11 protein-coding genes are annotated in these 14,259 nt (G+C 44.5%); 4 read left to right on the top strand and 7 right to left on the bottom strand.

Features of this window, described 5'->3' with window-relative positions; genetic code table 11:
- Window positions 1–49 precede the first annotated feature (49 nt).
- The 3 genes from PR799_RS08670 to PR799_RS08680 all read left to right on the top strand — a co-directional run bounded on the left by PR799_RS08670 (window position 50) and on the right by PR799_RS08680 (window position 2,587).
- A complete protein-coding gene (locus PR799_RS08670) occupies window positions 50–658 on the top strand; it encodes a TetR/AcrR family transcriptional regulator (RefSeq protein WP_272521735.1) in 609 nt (202 codons plus the stop codon).
- A 31-nt stretch (window positions 659–689) separates the two neighbouring features.
- Window positions 690–1,871: an SGNH/GDSL hydrolase family protein gene (locus PR799_RS08675; protein ID WP_272521736.1), complete on the top strand. Its 1,182-nt coding sequence runs from the start codon at window positions 690–692 to the stop codon at window positions 1,869–1,871.
- A 164-nt stretch (window positions 1,872–2,035) separates the two neighbouring features.
- A complete protein-coding gene (locus PR799_RS08680; RefSeq protein WP_154627138.1) occupies window positions 2,036–2,587 on the top strand; it encodes a class IV adenylate cyclase in 552 nt (183 codons plus the stop codon).
- A 54-nt stretch (window positions 2,588–2,641) separates the two neighbouring features.
- Here PR799_RS08680 and lolE read toward each other — a convergent pair whose 3' ends face one another.
- The 3 genes from lolE to lolC are packed head-to-tail and all read right to left on the bottom strand — an operon-like array spanning window position 2,642 to window position 5,785.
- On the bottom strand, window positions 2,642–3,889 hold the full coding sequence (gene lolE / locus PR799_RS08685) for a lipoprotein-releasing ABC transporter permease subunit LolE (RefSeq protein WP_272521738.1): 1,248 nt from the start codon (window positions 3,887–3,889) through the stop codon (window positions 2,642–2,644).
- Window positions 3,889–4,590, bottom strand: coding sequence for a lipoprotein-releasing ABC transporter ATP-binding protein LolD (lolD, locus tag PR799_RS08690; RefSeq protein WP_154627140.1), 702 nt, complete (start codon window positions 4,588–4,590; stop codon window positions 3,889–3,891). The genes lolE and lolD overlap by 1 nt, the downstream gene beginning before the upstream one ends.
- On the bottom strand, window positions 4,583–5,785 hold the full coding sequence (gene lolC / locus PR799_RS08695; RefSeq protein ID WP_272521739.1) for a lipoprotein-releasing ABC transporter permease subunit LolC: 1,203 nt from the start codon (window positions 5,783–5,785) through the stop codon (window positions 4,583–4,585). Before lolC ends, lolD begins: the two co-directional genes overlap by 8 nt.
- Window positions 5,786–6,012: 227 nt before the next feature.
- On the opposite strand from lolC, the gene mfd reads away from it, so the two are divergent.
- Window positions 6,013–9,459: a transcription-repair coupling factor gene (gene mfd, locus PR799_RS08700; protein ID WP_272521740.1), complete on the top strand. Its 3,447-nt coding sequence runs from the start codon at window positions 6,013–6,015 to the stop codon at window positions 9,457–9,459.
- Between the two features lie 81 nt (window positions 9,460–9,540).
- On the opposite strand, the gene PR799_RS08705 is transcribed toward mfd, so the two are convergent.
- From PR799_RS08705 to PR799_RS08720, 4 genes are all read right to left on the bottom strand, one after another.
- Window positions 9,541–9,903, bottom strand: a complete 363-nt coding sequence (locus PR799_RS08705; protein WP_272521741.1) for a tetratricopeptide repeat protein — start codon at window positions 9,901–9,903, stop codon at window positions 9,541–9,543.
- Between the two features lie 11 nt (window positions 9,904–9,914).
- Window positions 9,915–10,517 carry a UmoD family flagellar biogenesis regulator gene (gene umoD, locus PR799_RS08710; protein ID WP_154603588.1) on the bottom strand — a complete coding sequence of 201 codons (603 nt, stop codon included), beginning with the start codon at window positions 10,515–10,517 and terminating at the stop codon, window positions 9,915–9,917.
- A 511-nt stretch (window positions 10,518–11,028) separates the two neighbouring features.
- Complete coding sequence (locus PR799_RS08715; protein ID WP_154627145.1) at window positions 11,029–12,333, bottom strand: NAD(P)/FAD-dependent oxidoreductase; 1,305 nt, start codon at window positions 12,331–12,333, stop codon at window positions 11,029–11,031.
- 297 nt (window positions 12,334–12,630) lie between these two features.
- Window positions 12,631–14,250, bottom strand: coding sequence for a bifunctional metallophosphatase/5'-nucleotidase (locus PR799_RS08720; RefSeq protein ID WP_272521742.1), 1,620 nt, complete (start codon window positions 14,248–14,250; stop codon window positions 12,631–12,633).
- Between the last annotated feature and the right edge of the window lie 9 nt (window positions 14,251–14,259).

A 14,259-nucleotide genomic window follows, 5' to 3' on the forward strand; every position in this document is an offset into this window, starting at 1 on the left:
ACAAAGAAGTGATAGTATGAATGCATTACCACTTAGAGGAGCAATAGTTATGGCGGGAAGACCGAGAGAGTTCGACCGAGACGCGGCATTGAATAAAGCTAAATTAGTCTTTTGGCAAAGAGGTTATGAAGGTACGTCGATGTCAGATTTAGTCTCTGCTTTGGGCATCGCTTCTGCTCGCATTTATGCGGCATTTGGCTCGAAAGAAAACCTATTTCGCGAAGCTATCGCCCTGTATCTGAGCCAAGAAGGCGCTTTTGCTGATACTGCGTTACAAGAGCCTAATACGCGTCTAGCGATAGCACAGTTATTAACCCAAGCTGTCGAAACTTACACCCAACAAACGCATCCACAGGGGTGTATGGTTGTTTTGTCACTGACCAACTATGCCAGTGAAAATGAAAACATTATGTCTTGGCTGGCGAATTACCGGAAAGCCCGTACCACCGCCATCATACAACGTTTAAATGAAGGAGTAACTCAAGGGGATTTACCCAAGGAAACGAACACCCAAGCACTTGGCGATTATATATCGACACTATTTCACGGCATTTCGATTCAAGCTCGCGACGGGGTGAGTAAAGCGCATTTACTCGCAATGGTTGACGTTGCGATGACTGGGTTTGATTCCTTTATCTCAGCATCAACTGCCCATTGATTATCCGCTTCAATTTTAGGAAAAAATTGCTATGTCCTCATTCGGTTCATCTCCCAGTCGTGCATGGGTTTGCACATGGCTTTCAACATCTCAACCCACTACCGGTGAGGCGTTTCCGTTTCCATTGGAGATCCCAACCTTATTGAATAACCAAACCCTACAGCAAACGCTGCGCATCACATTAGGCGGACAACAATTACGCCTTGTGTTTTCGAATCGTTATGGCTCTCAACCCTTAGTGCTGGGTGAAAATGCCATTGTTGTAAACTCACCATCTGGAAAATCATGGAGTGCGCCTGTTCTGTTTAATGGGCAATCTAGTGTTTCTATCCCCGTAGGACAAGTGGTGTACAGTGATGAAATCATCCATCCTATTGACGATTTGTCTGAAGTCACCCTACGAACCTATCTACCGGCCCCTACGCTTGTAGAGACCTTTCATTGGGATGCACGACATTATTCTCAATTAACATCGGGTAACGGCGTTCATTCCAAGACGACGAAAGAAAGCCTGCCAATGAGTTCGCGTTTATTATTAGAGGCTGTTGAAATCCAGAATCAGGCGCCAAGCCAAGCGATTGTTGTCATTGGCGATTCCATGGTGGATGGCAATGGTGTCGAAATGGGAACTTATCACCGTTGGGTGGATTTTCTTGCTGAGCGTGCCGTTTCTCAACACACTGCGGTGATCAATGCGGGGCAATCGGGCTCCCGTTTACTCAAAGATGGAATTGGCATCAGTACATTATCTCGCTTTACTCGGGATGTTATTGAGCAAGCTGGCGTAACCACTTGCGTTGTACAAGTGGGTCTCAATGATATTGGGCTTGCACAAACCGCCCTAGCGCCTGCGGATATGATGCCTTCCGCTAGCCAGTTAATTGAAGGTTATCGCCAATTACTTGATATAGCACATCAGCATAATATTTGCGTTGTCGGCGTCACTCTTGTTCCGCTACGTTGTACCGACGAATATGGATTAGATAACTTCTATACCCCCGAAAAAGACGCTATTCGCCAAGAAGTGAATGAATGGATACGCACCCGTGGTGAATTTGACGCATTAATTGACATTGAACAACTTGTGCGCGACTCACAAAATCCTCAGCAATTAGCATTAATCTATGATTCTGGGGATCATCTCCACCTTAACCACGCAGGACATCAGTGGGTTGCGAATTCAATTTCCCTTGATACTGTGATTGGAGTTTAAAACAGTCATTAGCATTGAAAACCCTAGGCACGGTAATCGCTTTTTGTGCCTAGTGACTCCACTATTTTTTGATACAGCTTAACATTATCTTCAGCCACGCCATCATTCCCTATGTTACTATCCACTCACCTAATTCATCATCTAAAACAACCTTGGATAACAGAATGAGTGACCATTTTGTCGGGAAATTTGAAGCCGAAATTAAGTTCAAACTACCCAATTCTGACACTTTTCTTAAGCAGCTTATCAATGATAATGCTGAAGCATTTACTGTAAATAATCATGAAGTTGATGATTTTTTTGACTATCAAGATGGGCAATTAGCCGCGCAAAATATCAGTATGTCCGTGCGAGAAATGACACCCTCTGGCATTAAGTTGTGGATAGTCAAAGGCCCTAGTAGCTCCGAGTGTAAAGCGATTGATATTGCAGACTGCCAACATGTCAAAAACATGCTGAGCACCTTGGGATATCAATGTTACCTAACGATTGCGAAACAGCGCAGCATCTATTTTCTGGATGATATTCATATCACCATTGATTATTTAGAAGGTATTGGTTGGTTTGCTGAATTTGCGATTATGACAGACGATGAGAGTGAGTTAGACAGCTTGTATACAAAATTACTGTCTACTGCGCAGCACTATGGTTTTACGGAAGCATTAATTGAAACCCGCAGCTACAAGCAGATGTACCTAGAGAGTTTGATGAAATAGCCTTAGATAACATGATGAAATAAGGCGCGACTGTTTCCACTCGCGCCTTGTTAATTACTGACCGCTTAGAATACGGGCTGGGTCTAACTTACTTGCGCGTCTTGCTGGATACCAGCTGGCTAATAAGCTCAGAACAACCGTGGTGAGCAGCACGTAAATCACATCCATCACATGCAGTTCGGAAGGCAAGAAGTCAATAAAGTAGACATCACCTGATAAGATAGGATGCCCGATAATCACTTCAAGTCCCTTAATCATCGTGGTTAAATTCAGGGAGATTAATACCCCCAGCACCACGCCGATAAGTGAACCAACCAGCCCCCCTATTAACCCATACCACAAGAAGATAGCGCGAATTTGCCTATCTTTTGCTCCTAATGTCCGCAGAACCGCAATATCGCTACTTTTATCTTTGACGGCCATCACGAGCGTGGAGACGATATTAAAACAAGCGACCCCGATGACTAAAATCATCGCCAAGTACATGACACTGCGAACCACTTGAATGTCGTTGTACATATAGCCGTAATCACCTATCCAGCTTTTCACCACCACATGATGCATGGTTTTCAGCCCAGCGTCATACACCACTTTATCCGCTTCGAAAGGATCTTTAGCTTTAATCTCAAAACCGCTAATACCGTTTCCATAACCGAGATATTCTTGCGCATCCGCCAGCGGAACTAAAGCGAGCTGATGGTCGAGTAACCCACTTAAGCGGAAAATCCCCGTTACTTGGACACGAATACGCTTAGGCTGCTGAATTTTCATGCTGTCATCGGTATTCGGGATCATAATAGTCACCCAATCCCCGACTTTCACACCCAGCGAATTCGCCACCCCTTGCCCTAGAATGATTGACTGCTTGCCTGCCTCAAAATGTTGCCACGCATCATTTAGGATAAACTCAGGCAATGCACTGACTTGGGATTCGGTCTCGTGAGACACGCCCATAATCTGGATGGCTTTCAGGTTCGCGCCACGCTCAAGTAGCCCCGTAAAATTCACATAGGGACTGACCCCTTGCACACCTGGCGTTTTGCGGATCACATTTTGCGCGAATTCCCAATCTTGATAAGGGGCTTCGACGGCGTAGATTTGCCCGTGAGGCACCACCGAAAGGACACGGTTATTTAATTCTCGCTCAAAGCCATTCATGGCACTTAAGCCGATAATTAATACCGCAACACCTAAAACAATCCCGAGGGTCGAGACAATCGACACCAAAGACACCATCCCTGTCCTGCGACGTCCTCGGCTAAATCGCAATGCCGCTAATAGCGTCAGAGGCATTTTAATCATTACATTGCCCCCAACGTAATTTCCTGTTGCAGATGACCATCACGCATTTCTAAACGGCGGGATAGACGACTCGCCAGTTTCATATCGTGGGTGACCACTAAAAATGCGGTTTTTTGCTTACGGTTTAATTCACCCAGTAATTCAAAAATAGCATCCGCATTACGCAAATCGAGGTTACCTGTAGGTTCATCCGCCAGTACTAACGCTGGGTCATTCACCAATGCACGAGCAATAGCAACGCGTTGACGCTCACCACCGGATAATTCAGATGGGCGATGGTTGGCTCGGTGCTCTAACCCTACCGCTTTTAACATTTCGGTGGCTTTCGCCAATGCCGTTGCTTTCGCCACACCGCCAATTAACAGTGGCATCGCCACATTTTCTAATGCCGTAAAATCAGGCAATAAATGGTGGAATTGATAAATAAAGCCAAGGTCTTTATTACGAATAGCCGCACGCGCATCAGAAGAAAGCTGGTTAATCTGCTGTCCACGGAAAATCACATTACCTTGAGATGGCGTATCTAACCCGCCAAGTAGGTGCAATAAGGTACTTTTACCGGAACCTGAGCTACCCACGATAGCCATGGTTTCGCCTTCATTCATCGTGAAGCTGACATTCTTTAACACTTCTGTGGAAAGTGCGCCTTCTTGATAAATCTTACTTAAATGTTCACAGACCAGAAGTGGTTGGTTATTCATATCGTAAAGCCTCAGCAGGTTGTACCGCTGCCGCACGCCAAGAAGGATAAAGCGTCGCCAGCAAAGAAATCAGCATCGCGCACAGCGCAATAATTAAAATACCCGGATAGTCGAGTACAATTGGGAGTGCCACTCCCCGCGGTAATAAGCCAATTAACGGCATAATCACATTCAATTGGCTCGATAGCAGCGTACCCAACACGGTACCAATCAATGTCCCGATAATGCCCGCGCCCGCACCTTGAATCATAAAGATAGTTAGAATCTTGCTACGCTTGAGTCCCAAGGTTTTCAAAATCGCCACTTCACCTTGTTTTTCCATGACTAATAAGGATAACGACGTAATGATGTTAAATGCCGCCACTGCAATGATCAGGCTCAGCAGCAGGCCCATCATGTTTTTTTCCATTCTTACTGCTTGGAAAAATTCGCCTTTACGCTCACGCCAATCTGTCCAAACTAACCCTTCCGGCAGTATCTGTTTGCTTGCCACATCCACTTGCAGAGGTTCGTCCAGATATAAACGCCAGCCAGTAATATTTCCGGTTGGATAACGTAGCATTCGCGCTGCATCGGGCTGAGCAACAATCAGTTCGCTCGTATCCGCTTCGCCATTGGTTTGAAAAATACCCGCAACCGTAAATAAACGCTGGCTGGGTATACGCCCCATTGGGGTTAATTGGCTCACCCCGGGGATAATCAAGCGCACTTGGTCACCGCGTTTTACGCCGAGGGTTTCCGCTAATCGATTACCGAGAAAAACGTTGTATTCTCCATCGATTAAATCACGGCGATCCCCGCTTATCAGCTTATCGAGTAACAAGGAAGATTCATCGGAACGAATTCCCCCCATCATGCCCACCCCCACGTTAGTTCGGCTTTGTAAAACCACTTCCGACTGAACAATCGGCTCGATTTTCTTAACGCCTTTGAGCTTTTTCAAGTCCGTGATGGGATGTTGATTGGGATCGATATTTCCGGTATTTGAGGTCAATATGGCCTGTGGCATATAAGCAAGTATGCTATCTTGTAACGAACGTTCAAAACCGTTCATCACAGACGTCACGGTAATCAATGCCGCAACACCCAGGGTTATGCCTATCGCCGACAAGCTGGACACAAAACGTCCAAATTTATCGACCGCGCGCCCACGCATATAGCGCAGACCTATAAAGAGTGAGACAGATTGATGCATGAAAACGTAATGTCCCTGTTGCCAAAGCGAAGTGTTCAGGGATAATAAAGGGTACGATTGATGAATGGAACCACCCAACCGCGCTTTTGTGGTTTTTTTTATTATAAATACTATTTGTTTAGATCACTTTCAGACTACTCAATGAGTTCTGTGGGTCGTTTAATTAATTTTTAATTGCCTAACTAATCATTAATTAACTAGTTAGCTATGAGAAACTGAATATTTCTATGTCGTCAAATTATCGTTATGAACTGCCCAGTCGTGCTGGAGATGTCCGCCATTTAGGCTGCTTAATTGGTGCTGCAGGCCCCTTAGAATGCGCAGAAATGATTGAACGCCATCAAGGTCCTGTCGTGATTGTCACACGTGATATGCAAAACGCATTACGCGTTCGTGATGAGCTGCAACAGTTTACCCAACATCCTATAGAGACACTGTCGGATTGGGAAACGTTACCCTACGATAATTTTTCGCCGCATCAAGAAATCATTTCTCACCGTTTATCCACTCTATACCGATTGCCAACCCTGCAAAAAGGGGCGTTGATCCTCCCCGTTAATACCTTAATGCAGAAAGTGTGCCCTGCTGATTTTCTAACGGGGCATGCCTTGGTGATGGCTAAAGGCGATAAACTCTCGCGCGATAGTCTACGAGACGAGCTGGATAAAGCCGGATACCGCCATGTTGAGCAAGTACTTGAACACGGTGAATATGCCATTCGCGGGGCATTACTTGACTTATTCCCAATGGGTAGCGACCTGCCATTTCGTATCGACTTTTTTGATGATGAAATTGACAGCTTACGCACCTTTGACGTTGATACCCAACGCACCTTAGAAGAAGTTAGTGCAATCAACTTATTGCCTGCTCACGAATTTCCGACCGATAAAGACGCTATCGAGCGTTTTCGAAGCCAGTGGCGCGAACGCTTTGAAGTTCGCCGTGATCCCGAACATATCTATCAGCAAGTGAGTAAAAATACCCTACCAAGTGGGATTGAGTATTGGCAGCCACTGTTTTTCGCTGAGCCATTGCCTTCTTTATTTGAATATTTACCCGCTAACACCCTATTTGTTTCGCAAAATCTACAAGAACCTGCAGAACGATTCCAACAAGACGCTCAACAGCGTTATGAAAGCCGTGGCGTTGACCCAATGCGCCCATTACTTCCCCCTGCCGAGTTATGGTTAACCGTCGAACAACTGAATCAGAACTTAAAAAATTGGCCTCGGGTACAGCTGTCTACGGAAAAATTACCGAAGAAAGCCGCCAATACCAATTTAGACTATCAGCCACTTCCGGATATTAGCACTCAAGGGCAAAGTAAAAACCCACTGGAAAAACTGCGTCAGTTCACCGAACAGTTTGATGGCACGATTGTGTTCTCCGTGGAGAGTGAAGGACGCCGTGAAACGGTGAGTGAATTACTCGCACGTCTAAAAATTCGTCCTGAAATTATCAGCAACTATTTTGGTCAAACCCAAGAGCGCTTTGCCATTACGATTGGGGCAGCTGAACATGGCTTTATTCAACCAGAAAGCCACCGCGCCTTAATTTGTGAGAGTGATTTACTGGGTGAGCGAGTCGTACGCCGCCGCAGTGACCAACGCCGCACCATCAATACCGACACGCTCATTCGTAACCTTGCAGAGTTACGCCCGGGTCAACCCGTGGTTCATATTGAACATGGTGTCGGCCGCTATCAAGGCTTAATCACCTTAGAAGCAGGGGGTATTCCCGCGGAGTATTTGATCCTCACCTACGCAGGCGAAGATAAACTGTATGTCCCTGTCTCTTCATTACATTTAATTAGCCGTTATGCGGGTGGTGCCGATGAAAATGCGCCGCTGCATAAATTGGGTAGTGACAGTTGGGGACGCGCCCGCCAAAAAGCGGCAGAAAAAGTGCGGGATGTGGCCGCTGAACTTCTGGATATTTATGCTCAGCGAGCCGCGAAAGCAGGCTTCGCTTTCAAACATGATAAAGAGCAGTATCGGGAGTTTTGCCAAGGTTTTCCATTCGAAACCACCACTGATCAAGAAATGGCGATTAACGCAGTATTGAGTGATATGTGCCAGCCGCTGGCGATGGATCGTTTAGTCTGTGGCGATGTAGGCTTTGGTAAAACTGAAGTCGCCATGCGTGCCGCATTTTTAGCGATCAGCAATAATAAGCAAGTGGCTGTACTGGTTCCTACCACGCTATTAGCTCAGCAACATTATGATAATTTCCGCGACCGCTTTGCCAATTGGCCAGTTCGTATCGAAATGCTATCTCGCTTTAAAACGGCCAAAGAGCAGCAACAAATTATTGCGGAGGCCGCAGAAGGTAAAGTGGATATTTTGATTGGCACCCATAAATTGCTACAAAGCGATATTCAGTGGAAAGATCTGGGTTTACTGGTGGTGGATGAAGAGCACCGTTTCGGGGTTCGTCATAAAGAGCGCATTAAAGCGATGCGCGCTGATGTGGATATTCTAACCTTAACGGCGACACCAATTCCACGCACCCTGAATATGGCGATGAGTGGCATGCGGGATTTATCGATTATCGCGACCCCACCCGCTCGCCGCTTAGCCGTAAAAACCTTTGTTCGCCAATATGATGATTTAGTCGTGCGCGAAGCGATTCTGCGGGAAACGTTACGCGGCGGTCAGGTTTATTATCTTTATAATGATGTGGAAAATATCGAAAAAGCCAAAGCGCGTCTTGAAGCCTTAGTGCCTGAAGCACGATTTGTTGTCGGTCATGGGCAGATGCGTGAGCGCGAACTTGAGCGAGTCATGACAGATTTTCACCACCAACGATTTAATGTCCTGATCTGCACTACGATTATTGAAACGGGTATCGATATCCCAACGGCGAACACCATCATTATTGAACGTGCTGACCACTTCGGTTTAGCACAGTTGCATCAGCTACGCGGTCGTGTGGGTCGTTCCCATCACCAAGCTTATGCTTACCTTCTGACGCCGCATCCAAAAGCCATGACCACCGATGCACAGAAACGCCTCGAAGCCATTTCTTCCCTTGAAGATTTAGGGGCTGGCTTTGCACTCGCGACCCATGACCTTGAAATTCGTGGTGCTGGCGAGCTATTAGGTGAAGACCAAAGTGGGCAGATGACCACCATCGGTTTCACTTTATATATGGAGCTACTCGAAAGTGCGGTCGATGCACTGAAAGAAGGACGCGAGCCATCCCTTGAGGATCTCACCAGCCAGCAAACTGAAGTGGAACTGCGTATGCCAGTACTACTGCCTGATGAGTATATCCACGATGTGAATATCCGCCTGTCTTTCTATAAACGTATTGCCAGTGCTAAAGATCAGACCGAACTGGATGAGCTGCGTATCGAGCTCATTGACCGCTTTGGTACTTTACCTGATGCAGGTAAATTCTTGCTATCTACCGCAGGCATTCGTTTACAAGCACAAAAACTGGGCATGAAGCGTATTGAAGCTCATGAAAAAGGCGGGTTTATTGAGTTCAATGAACGCAACAAAGTCGACCCGATGTTCTTAATCAGCTTACTACAAAATCAGCCAAAAACGTTCCGCATGGAAGGCCCCGTCCGTTTGAAATTCTTCCACGATTTAGCCGACAGAGCGACGCGTTTAGACTTTATCAAGCAGCTAGTCGCTGATTTTGATGAGCATCAGCTAGCGTCATAAGCCAGCAATTGAACACAAAAAAGCCATCGATTCATGATGTTTCGATGGCTTTCTTTTATATCGTGTTACCCAATAAAATCACTATTTTTTATTATCGAACGAACGACCTATCGCTTCTAAGTGCCCCAGTGCATCGCTATTGCCCTGCTCCGCAGATTTTTGAAACCATGCTAAGGATTGGTGAGCGTCATCAGATAAATGCTCACTGGTTTCATACATCATTCCCATCATATATTGCGCTTGAGCATGCCCTTGGTTAGCGGCTTTCAGATACCACTCAATAGCTTTTTCCTCATTTTCTTCAACCTCTTCCCCCACATCATACAGAGTACCAATTGCGTACTGCGCATCGAGGTCGCCACTTTTGGCTTTTAACATGAGTTCATTAAATGAGGGGATATTGCGCGACGTGAAACCTAAAAATTCCAGTAATTTTTTAAGCATAGTTTCCCTTTCTACTCAAACATTCCAAAGGTATTTTTGCCCGTTTTGACTTCCAGTACGGTAGATGGCTGGTAAGCTTTTGGTAGGTCATCTGGCTTCATACAGTAGAATGGCAAAATGCTTTTTGCCCCTTCTCGCAGAGTTTCGCATGCCGCTTTACTGGACATGGTTAAATCTAACTGCCCATTTTCATTGAGAGGAATAAACACGGTTGGCTCATATGGCATTCTCACTTTACCAATCGTATCGCCAATACGGTAAATCACATCATACCCCACAATAATCTGCTCTAGGCTCTTGGTGATCACGCATGTTCTTGGTTCATTACTCGAAAATGGCGGTAGCGACCTTCCTTGTAAGGATTGGATCATCAAAATGGTTCTGCATTCGCGTTGTGCGGGGTGCCAACGAGATAACGACTCTTGCGTGAATGTGCCTAAAATACCCGTGACCGAACAGTTTTCATGTTCCACCATACGCGTTGCTCTAATGGGTTCGGTAGATAAAACAGTGGCAATTTTCACTTCGTCACTGCGCACAAAAGAGAAATAAACAACAGCAATTAGGCAAACAACAACGAATGCGGCTAACAACAACTTAATTTTTAGCTTCATCGCTTGCCCTTTTTTTAAATAGTGAGTGTGTTAGCTATTGTAGCTTATCTAGTATCAACTACATTAATTACATACAATAAATATGGTTTTTTAGATTAGTCTGAGTATGAGACATACATCTTATTTACTTACGCGTAATAAGTTTATCGCGAATAGTCGTAAATAATTAACTAAATTAATTTCAATATATTGCAGCATATTAAAATTCTTTCTATTTCCTTGTTTTTTAACAAAAAACTAAACCCTACCAATAAATGGGTATCATGAGTGATTTAAATTAAAAATATGCCGCCTTTTTGTATTAAATCACACTTAACCCAAACTCATTAGGGTAATTAGCTGATTTTATGGCGTCTATTTAATGAATAAATATTTAAAATATATGTACCGCTTTAACTGGGTACCATTATTTTAAATACATCTTTATTCTGATTGGAGGATACACACGATTATTCACTGATAACCGTGTGTATTCTTACGATTGCAGTAGCGAAAAAACAATAACCACCGATTAATGTAATTTCAGTTTAGGCCGAATAATACGGTTAATACTGCCAACCAACATCATTAAGCCCGTTTTTATATAGCCATGTAAGGCAATTTGGTGCATTCGATATAGGGAAATGTAGACGAAACGAGCTATGCGCCCTTCCACCATCATATCTCCGCGCATTAGGTTCCCCATCAAACTACCCACGGTACTAAAGCGAGATAACGAAACGAGTGAACCATGATCTTTGTAAATGTAGTTTTTCAGTGGCTTATTTTTCATTAATGCCACGATATTGTCATAGCAAAGGCTTGCCATTTGATGAGCAGATTGCGCGCGCGGTGGAACAAAGCCGCCTTCCGGTTTTGCGCAAGACGCACAGTCACCAATCGCGAAAATTCCATCATCCAACGTGGTTTGCAGTGTCGGCTTAACCACCAACTGATTGATACGGTTGGTTTCTAATCCTGCAATATCTTTCATAAAATCAGGTGCTTTGATCCCTGCAGCCCATACCATTAAGTCCGCATAAATTTTGCCATCTTCTTTGGTATTTAAGCCATCGGCATCCGCGCTGGTCACCATGGTCTTGGTTAATACTTTCACGCCCAATTTATTCAGTTCTTGGTGTGCAGCGCTTGAAATACGCGGTGGTAATGCAGGTAAAATACGCTCACCCGCTTCCACTAACGTCACATTTAACGCATCAGTGTCTAACCCTTTAAAACCATAGCTCGTTAACTGCTCCACCGCATTATACAGTTCAGCAGAAAGCTCCACCCCCGTTGCCCCACCGCCGACAATGGCGATATTCACTTTTTCTTCCGCATTATCACGTACTGAATAACGCAAGAATAAATTCAGCATTTCATCGTGAAAACGGTGAGCTTGTGCAGGACTATCAAGGAAAATGCAGTTTTCTTTTACACCTGGGGTACCAAAATCATTCGAGGCACTTCCCAACGCCATGACTAAAATATCGTAATCAATTTCACGCAATGGCACTAACAACTCGCCGTCTTTGTCACGCAATTCACCGAGAACCACTTTTTTATTTTCTCGGTCGATATTCGTGAGGGAGCCTAATTGGAAGTGAAATGCATTGTGACGAGCATGGGCTAAATAACTGATAGCATCAACACCATCATCCAGTGAGCCTGTTGCGACTTCATGAAGTAATGGTTTCCATAAATGACTTGGATTACGGTCAATCAGCGTGATATCCGCACGTTTTTTACGCCCTAATTTACGTCCTAAACGTGTTGCCAGTTCTAAACCACCAGCACCACCGCCTACAACAACGATTTTAGGTTGAGTTAAGGTCATACGCCCCTCATATAAAATATATTAATGTTATTTAAGATTTCTAATAACAAAAAACTTAAATAACACTAATTCACCATGTTTTATTTTGTTTGGGTTTGAAGAATATCACGCTTGGGTATTTGGTCATACCAAATGTTGATGCAAATCAATTTAGTTGATTATTATGACAACGATCACGCTCGTCAAATCATTTTTTGAAAAAAAAGAAACGAGTCAGCTTTATTTTACTTAGAGACAAAAAAGCCCGAGAATGGCGTTATTCTCGGGCTTAGAAACCTAACATTTTGTGAGGGTATTTTACTTCACTTTCTTAATACGCTCGTCCGTCGGTAACTGAATTGGCGAATTATCTTTGAAGTATTTCATCAGCGCTTCGTTATCCGGCAAGCTATAGATACGATCTTTACCTTGTTTAAAGGCAGAGAAACGGCTACCACCAGTTGCCAGAAATTCATTGGCAGCTACACGATAGCTTTTTTTCATATCGATTGGCTTGCCATTTAATTTCATGGAGCCTGCAATCACTTTGTCACCTACCGCACGACTATCATCCCATTCGTAATAAAAACCGTGGGAAACTGGCATGACTTGCGGGCGTTCACGATCCCACTGTTGCTCTAACGCTTGTTTAATTTGTGCTCCAGTTAATGATTGCGTAACGACCACATTCGAGAATGGCTGTACCGTAAAGATATCGCCGTAGGTCAGTTCCCCTGCTTTAAGATCAGCACGAATACCACCGCTGTTCATAAAGGCAATTTGTGCGCCGCCTGCATCTGGAGTAGCAGCAACATATAATTGAGCATCCGCGATAATCTTACCTAATGTTGAATCGCCACCCGCCGCTAATTTCTTATCCGCAGGCGCACTCAACGTCCCCATGACTTGCTCAGCAATCGGTTTAGAAATGCGTTCATAGTTTTGGATAAAACGGCTTAATTGTGGATCTTTTTCATAACGGCTGGTTTCAACCGGAATGTTTTTCGCATTAATACTGACGATATCGTTGGTTTTTCTATCAATTTCAATATTTAATTGAGACAGTAATGTCCCGTTCGATTGTGCTGAAATGACTTTTTTACCATTAATATCACAGTTATACGCTTGATGCGTATGCCCGCTCACCACAAAGTCCACATCGGCATCGAGCTGCTTAACGATCTCAACAATAGGTCCTTTGATGTTATCGCAACGGTTAATATCTTTCACCTTGGTATCCACTTGCTGAGTTGCCCCTTCGTGGATCAACACACCAATGCTACGAATACCTTGCGCCTTAAGCAATTTCACCTGTTGATTAATGGTTTCGGCTTCATTTTTAAACTCTAAGCCTGCAGTACCACTTGGCGTAACGATGGCAGGCGTACCTTCCAGCGTTAAACCAATAAATGCCATTGGCACACCATCAAATTTCTTAACGTAGTAAGATGGGAATAGTGTTTCACCGGTCTCTTTGACAATCACGTTCGCGGCTAAATAGTTAAAATCAGCACCAGCAAAAGACTCTTTACCCACACAGCCTGCGGTTGGATGGCATCCGCCATTTTGCTTTCTCAGTAACTCGATTTTGCCTTTATCGAACTCATGGTTACCGACAGCACTGGTCTCAAGACCAATTGCACTAAGCGCTTCAATGGTGGGTTCATCGTAGAACATGGATGACAGTAATGGACTCGCGCCCACTAAATCCCCTGCGCCCACAATAATGGTGTTGTCGTTTTCTGCTTTTAATTGCTTGACCAGTGTCGCAATGGATTCGATTCCACCGAGTTTACCATCCCCCGGCGCTTGTAATGCACCGTGGAAATCGTTAATACCAATGACTTGAACTTTTACGGTATCGCTCTGTTTCGTGGCACAGCCTGCTAATAAAGTACCTGATACCAGCAATGTCACTAAACTGATTTTATGATTCATCTATTCATT

The organism is Providencia sp. PROV202 (genome assembly GCF_028479565.1).
Classification (GTDB): domain Bacteria; phylum Pseudomonadota; class Gammaproteobacteria; order Enterobacterales; family Enterobacteriaceae; genus Providencia; species Providencia zhijiangensis.

Bases quoted from the DNA above. Each gene is read 5' to 3' on its own strand.
- PR799_RS08670 (WP_272521735.1), top strand. From the start codon at position 50: ATGGCGGGAAGACCGAGAGAGTTCGACCGAGACGCGGCATTGAATAAA.
- PR799_RS08675 (WP_272521736.1), top strand. From the start codon at position 690: ATGTCCTCATTCGGTTCATCTCCCAGTCGTGCATGGGTTTGCACATGG.
- PR799_RS08680 (WP_154627138.1), top strand. From the start codon at position 2,036: ATGAGTGACCATTTTGTCGGGAAATTTGAAGCCGAAATTAAGTTCAAA.
- lolE (WP_272521738.1), bottom strand. From the start codon at position 3,889: ATGATTAAAATGCCTCTGACGCTATTAGCGGCATTGCGATTTAGCCGA.
- lolD (WP_154627140.1), bottom strand. From the start codon at position 4,590: ATGAATAACCAACCACTTCTGGTCTGTGAACATTTAAGTAAGATTTAT.
- lolC (WP_272521739.1), bottom strand. From the start codon at position 5,785: ATGCATCAATCTGTCTCACTCTTTATAGGTCTGCGCTATATGCGTGGG.
- mfd (WP_272521740.1), top strand. From the start codon at position 6,013: ATGTCGTCAAATTATCGTTATGAACTGCCCAGTCGTGCTGGAGATGTC.
- PR799_RS08705 (WP_272521741.1), bottom strand. From the start codon at position 9,903: ATGCTTAAAAAATTACTGGAATTTTTAGGTTTCACGTCGCGCAATATC.
- umoD (WP_154603588.1), bottom strand. From the start codon at position 10,517: ATGAAGCTAAAAATTAAGTTGTTGTTAGCCGCATTCGTTGTTGTTTGC.
- PR799_RS08715 (WP_154627145.1), bottom strand. From the start codon at position 12,333: ATGACCTTAACTCAACCTAAAATCGTTGTTGTAGGCGGTGGTGCTGGT.
- PR799_RS08720 (WP_272521742.1), bottom strand. From the start codon at position 14,250: ATGAATCATAAAATCAGTTTAGTGACATTGCTGGTATCAGGTACTTTA.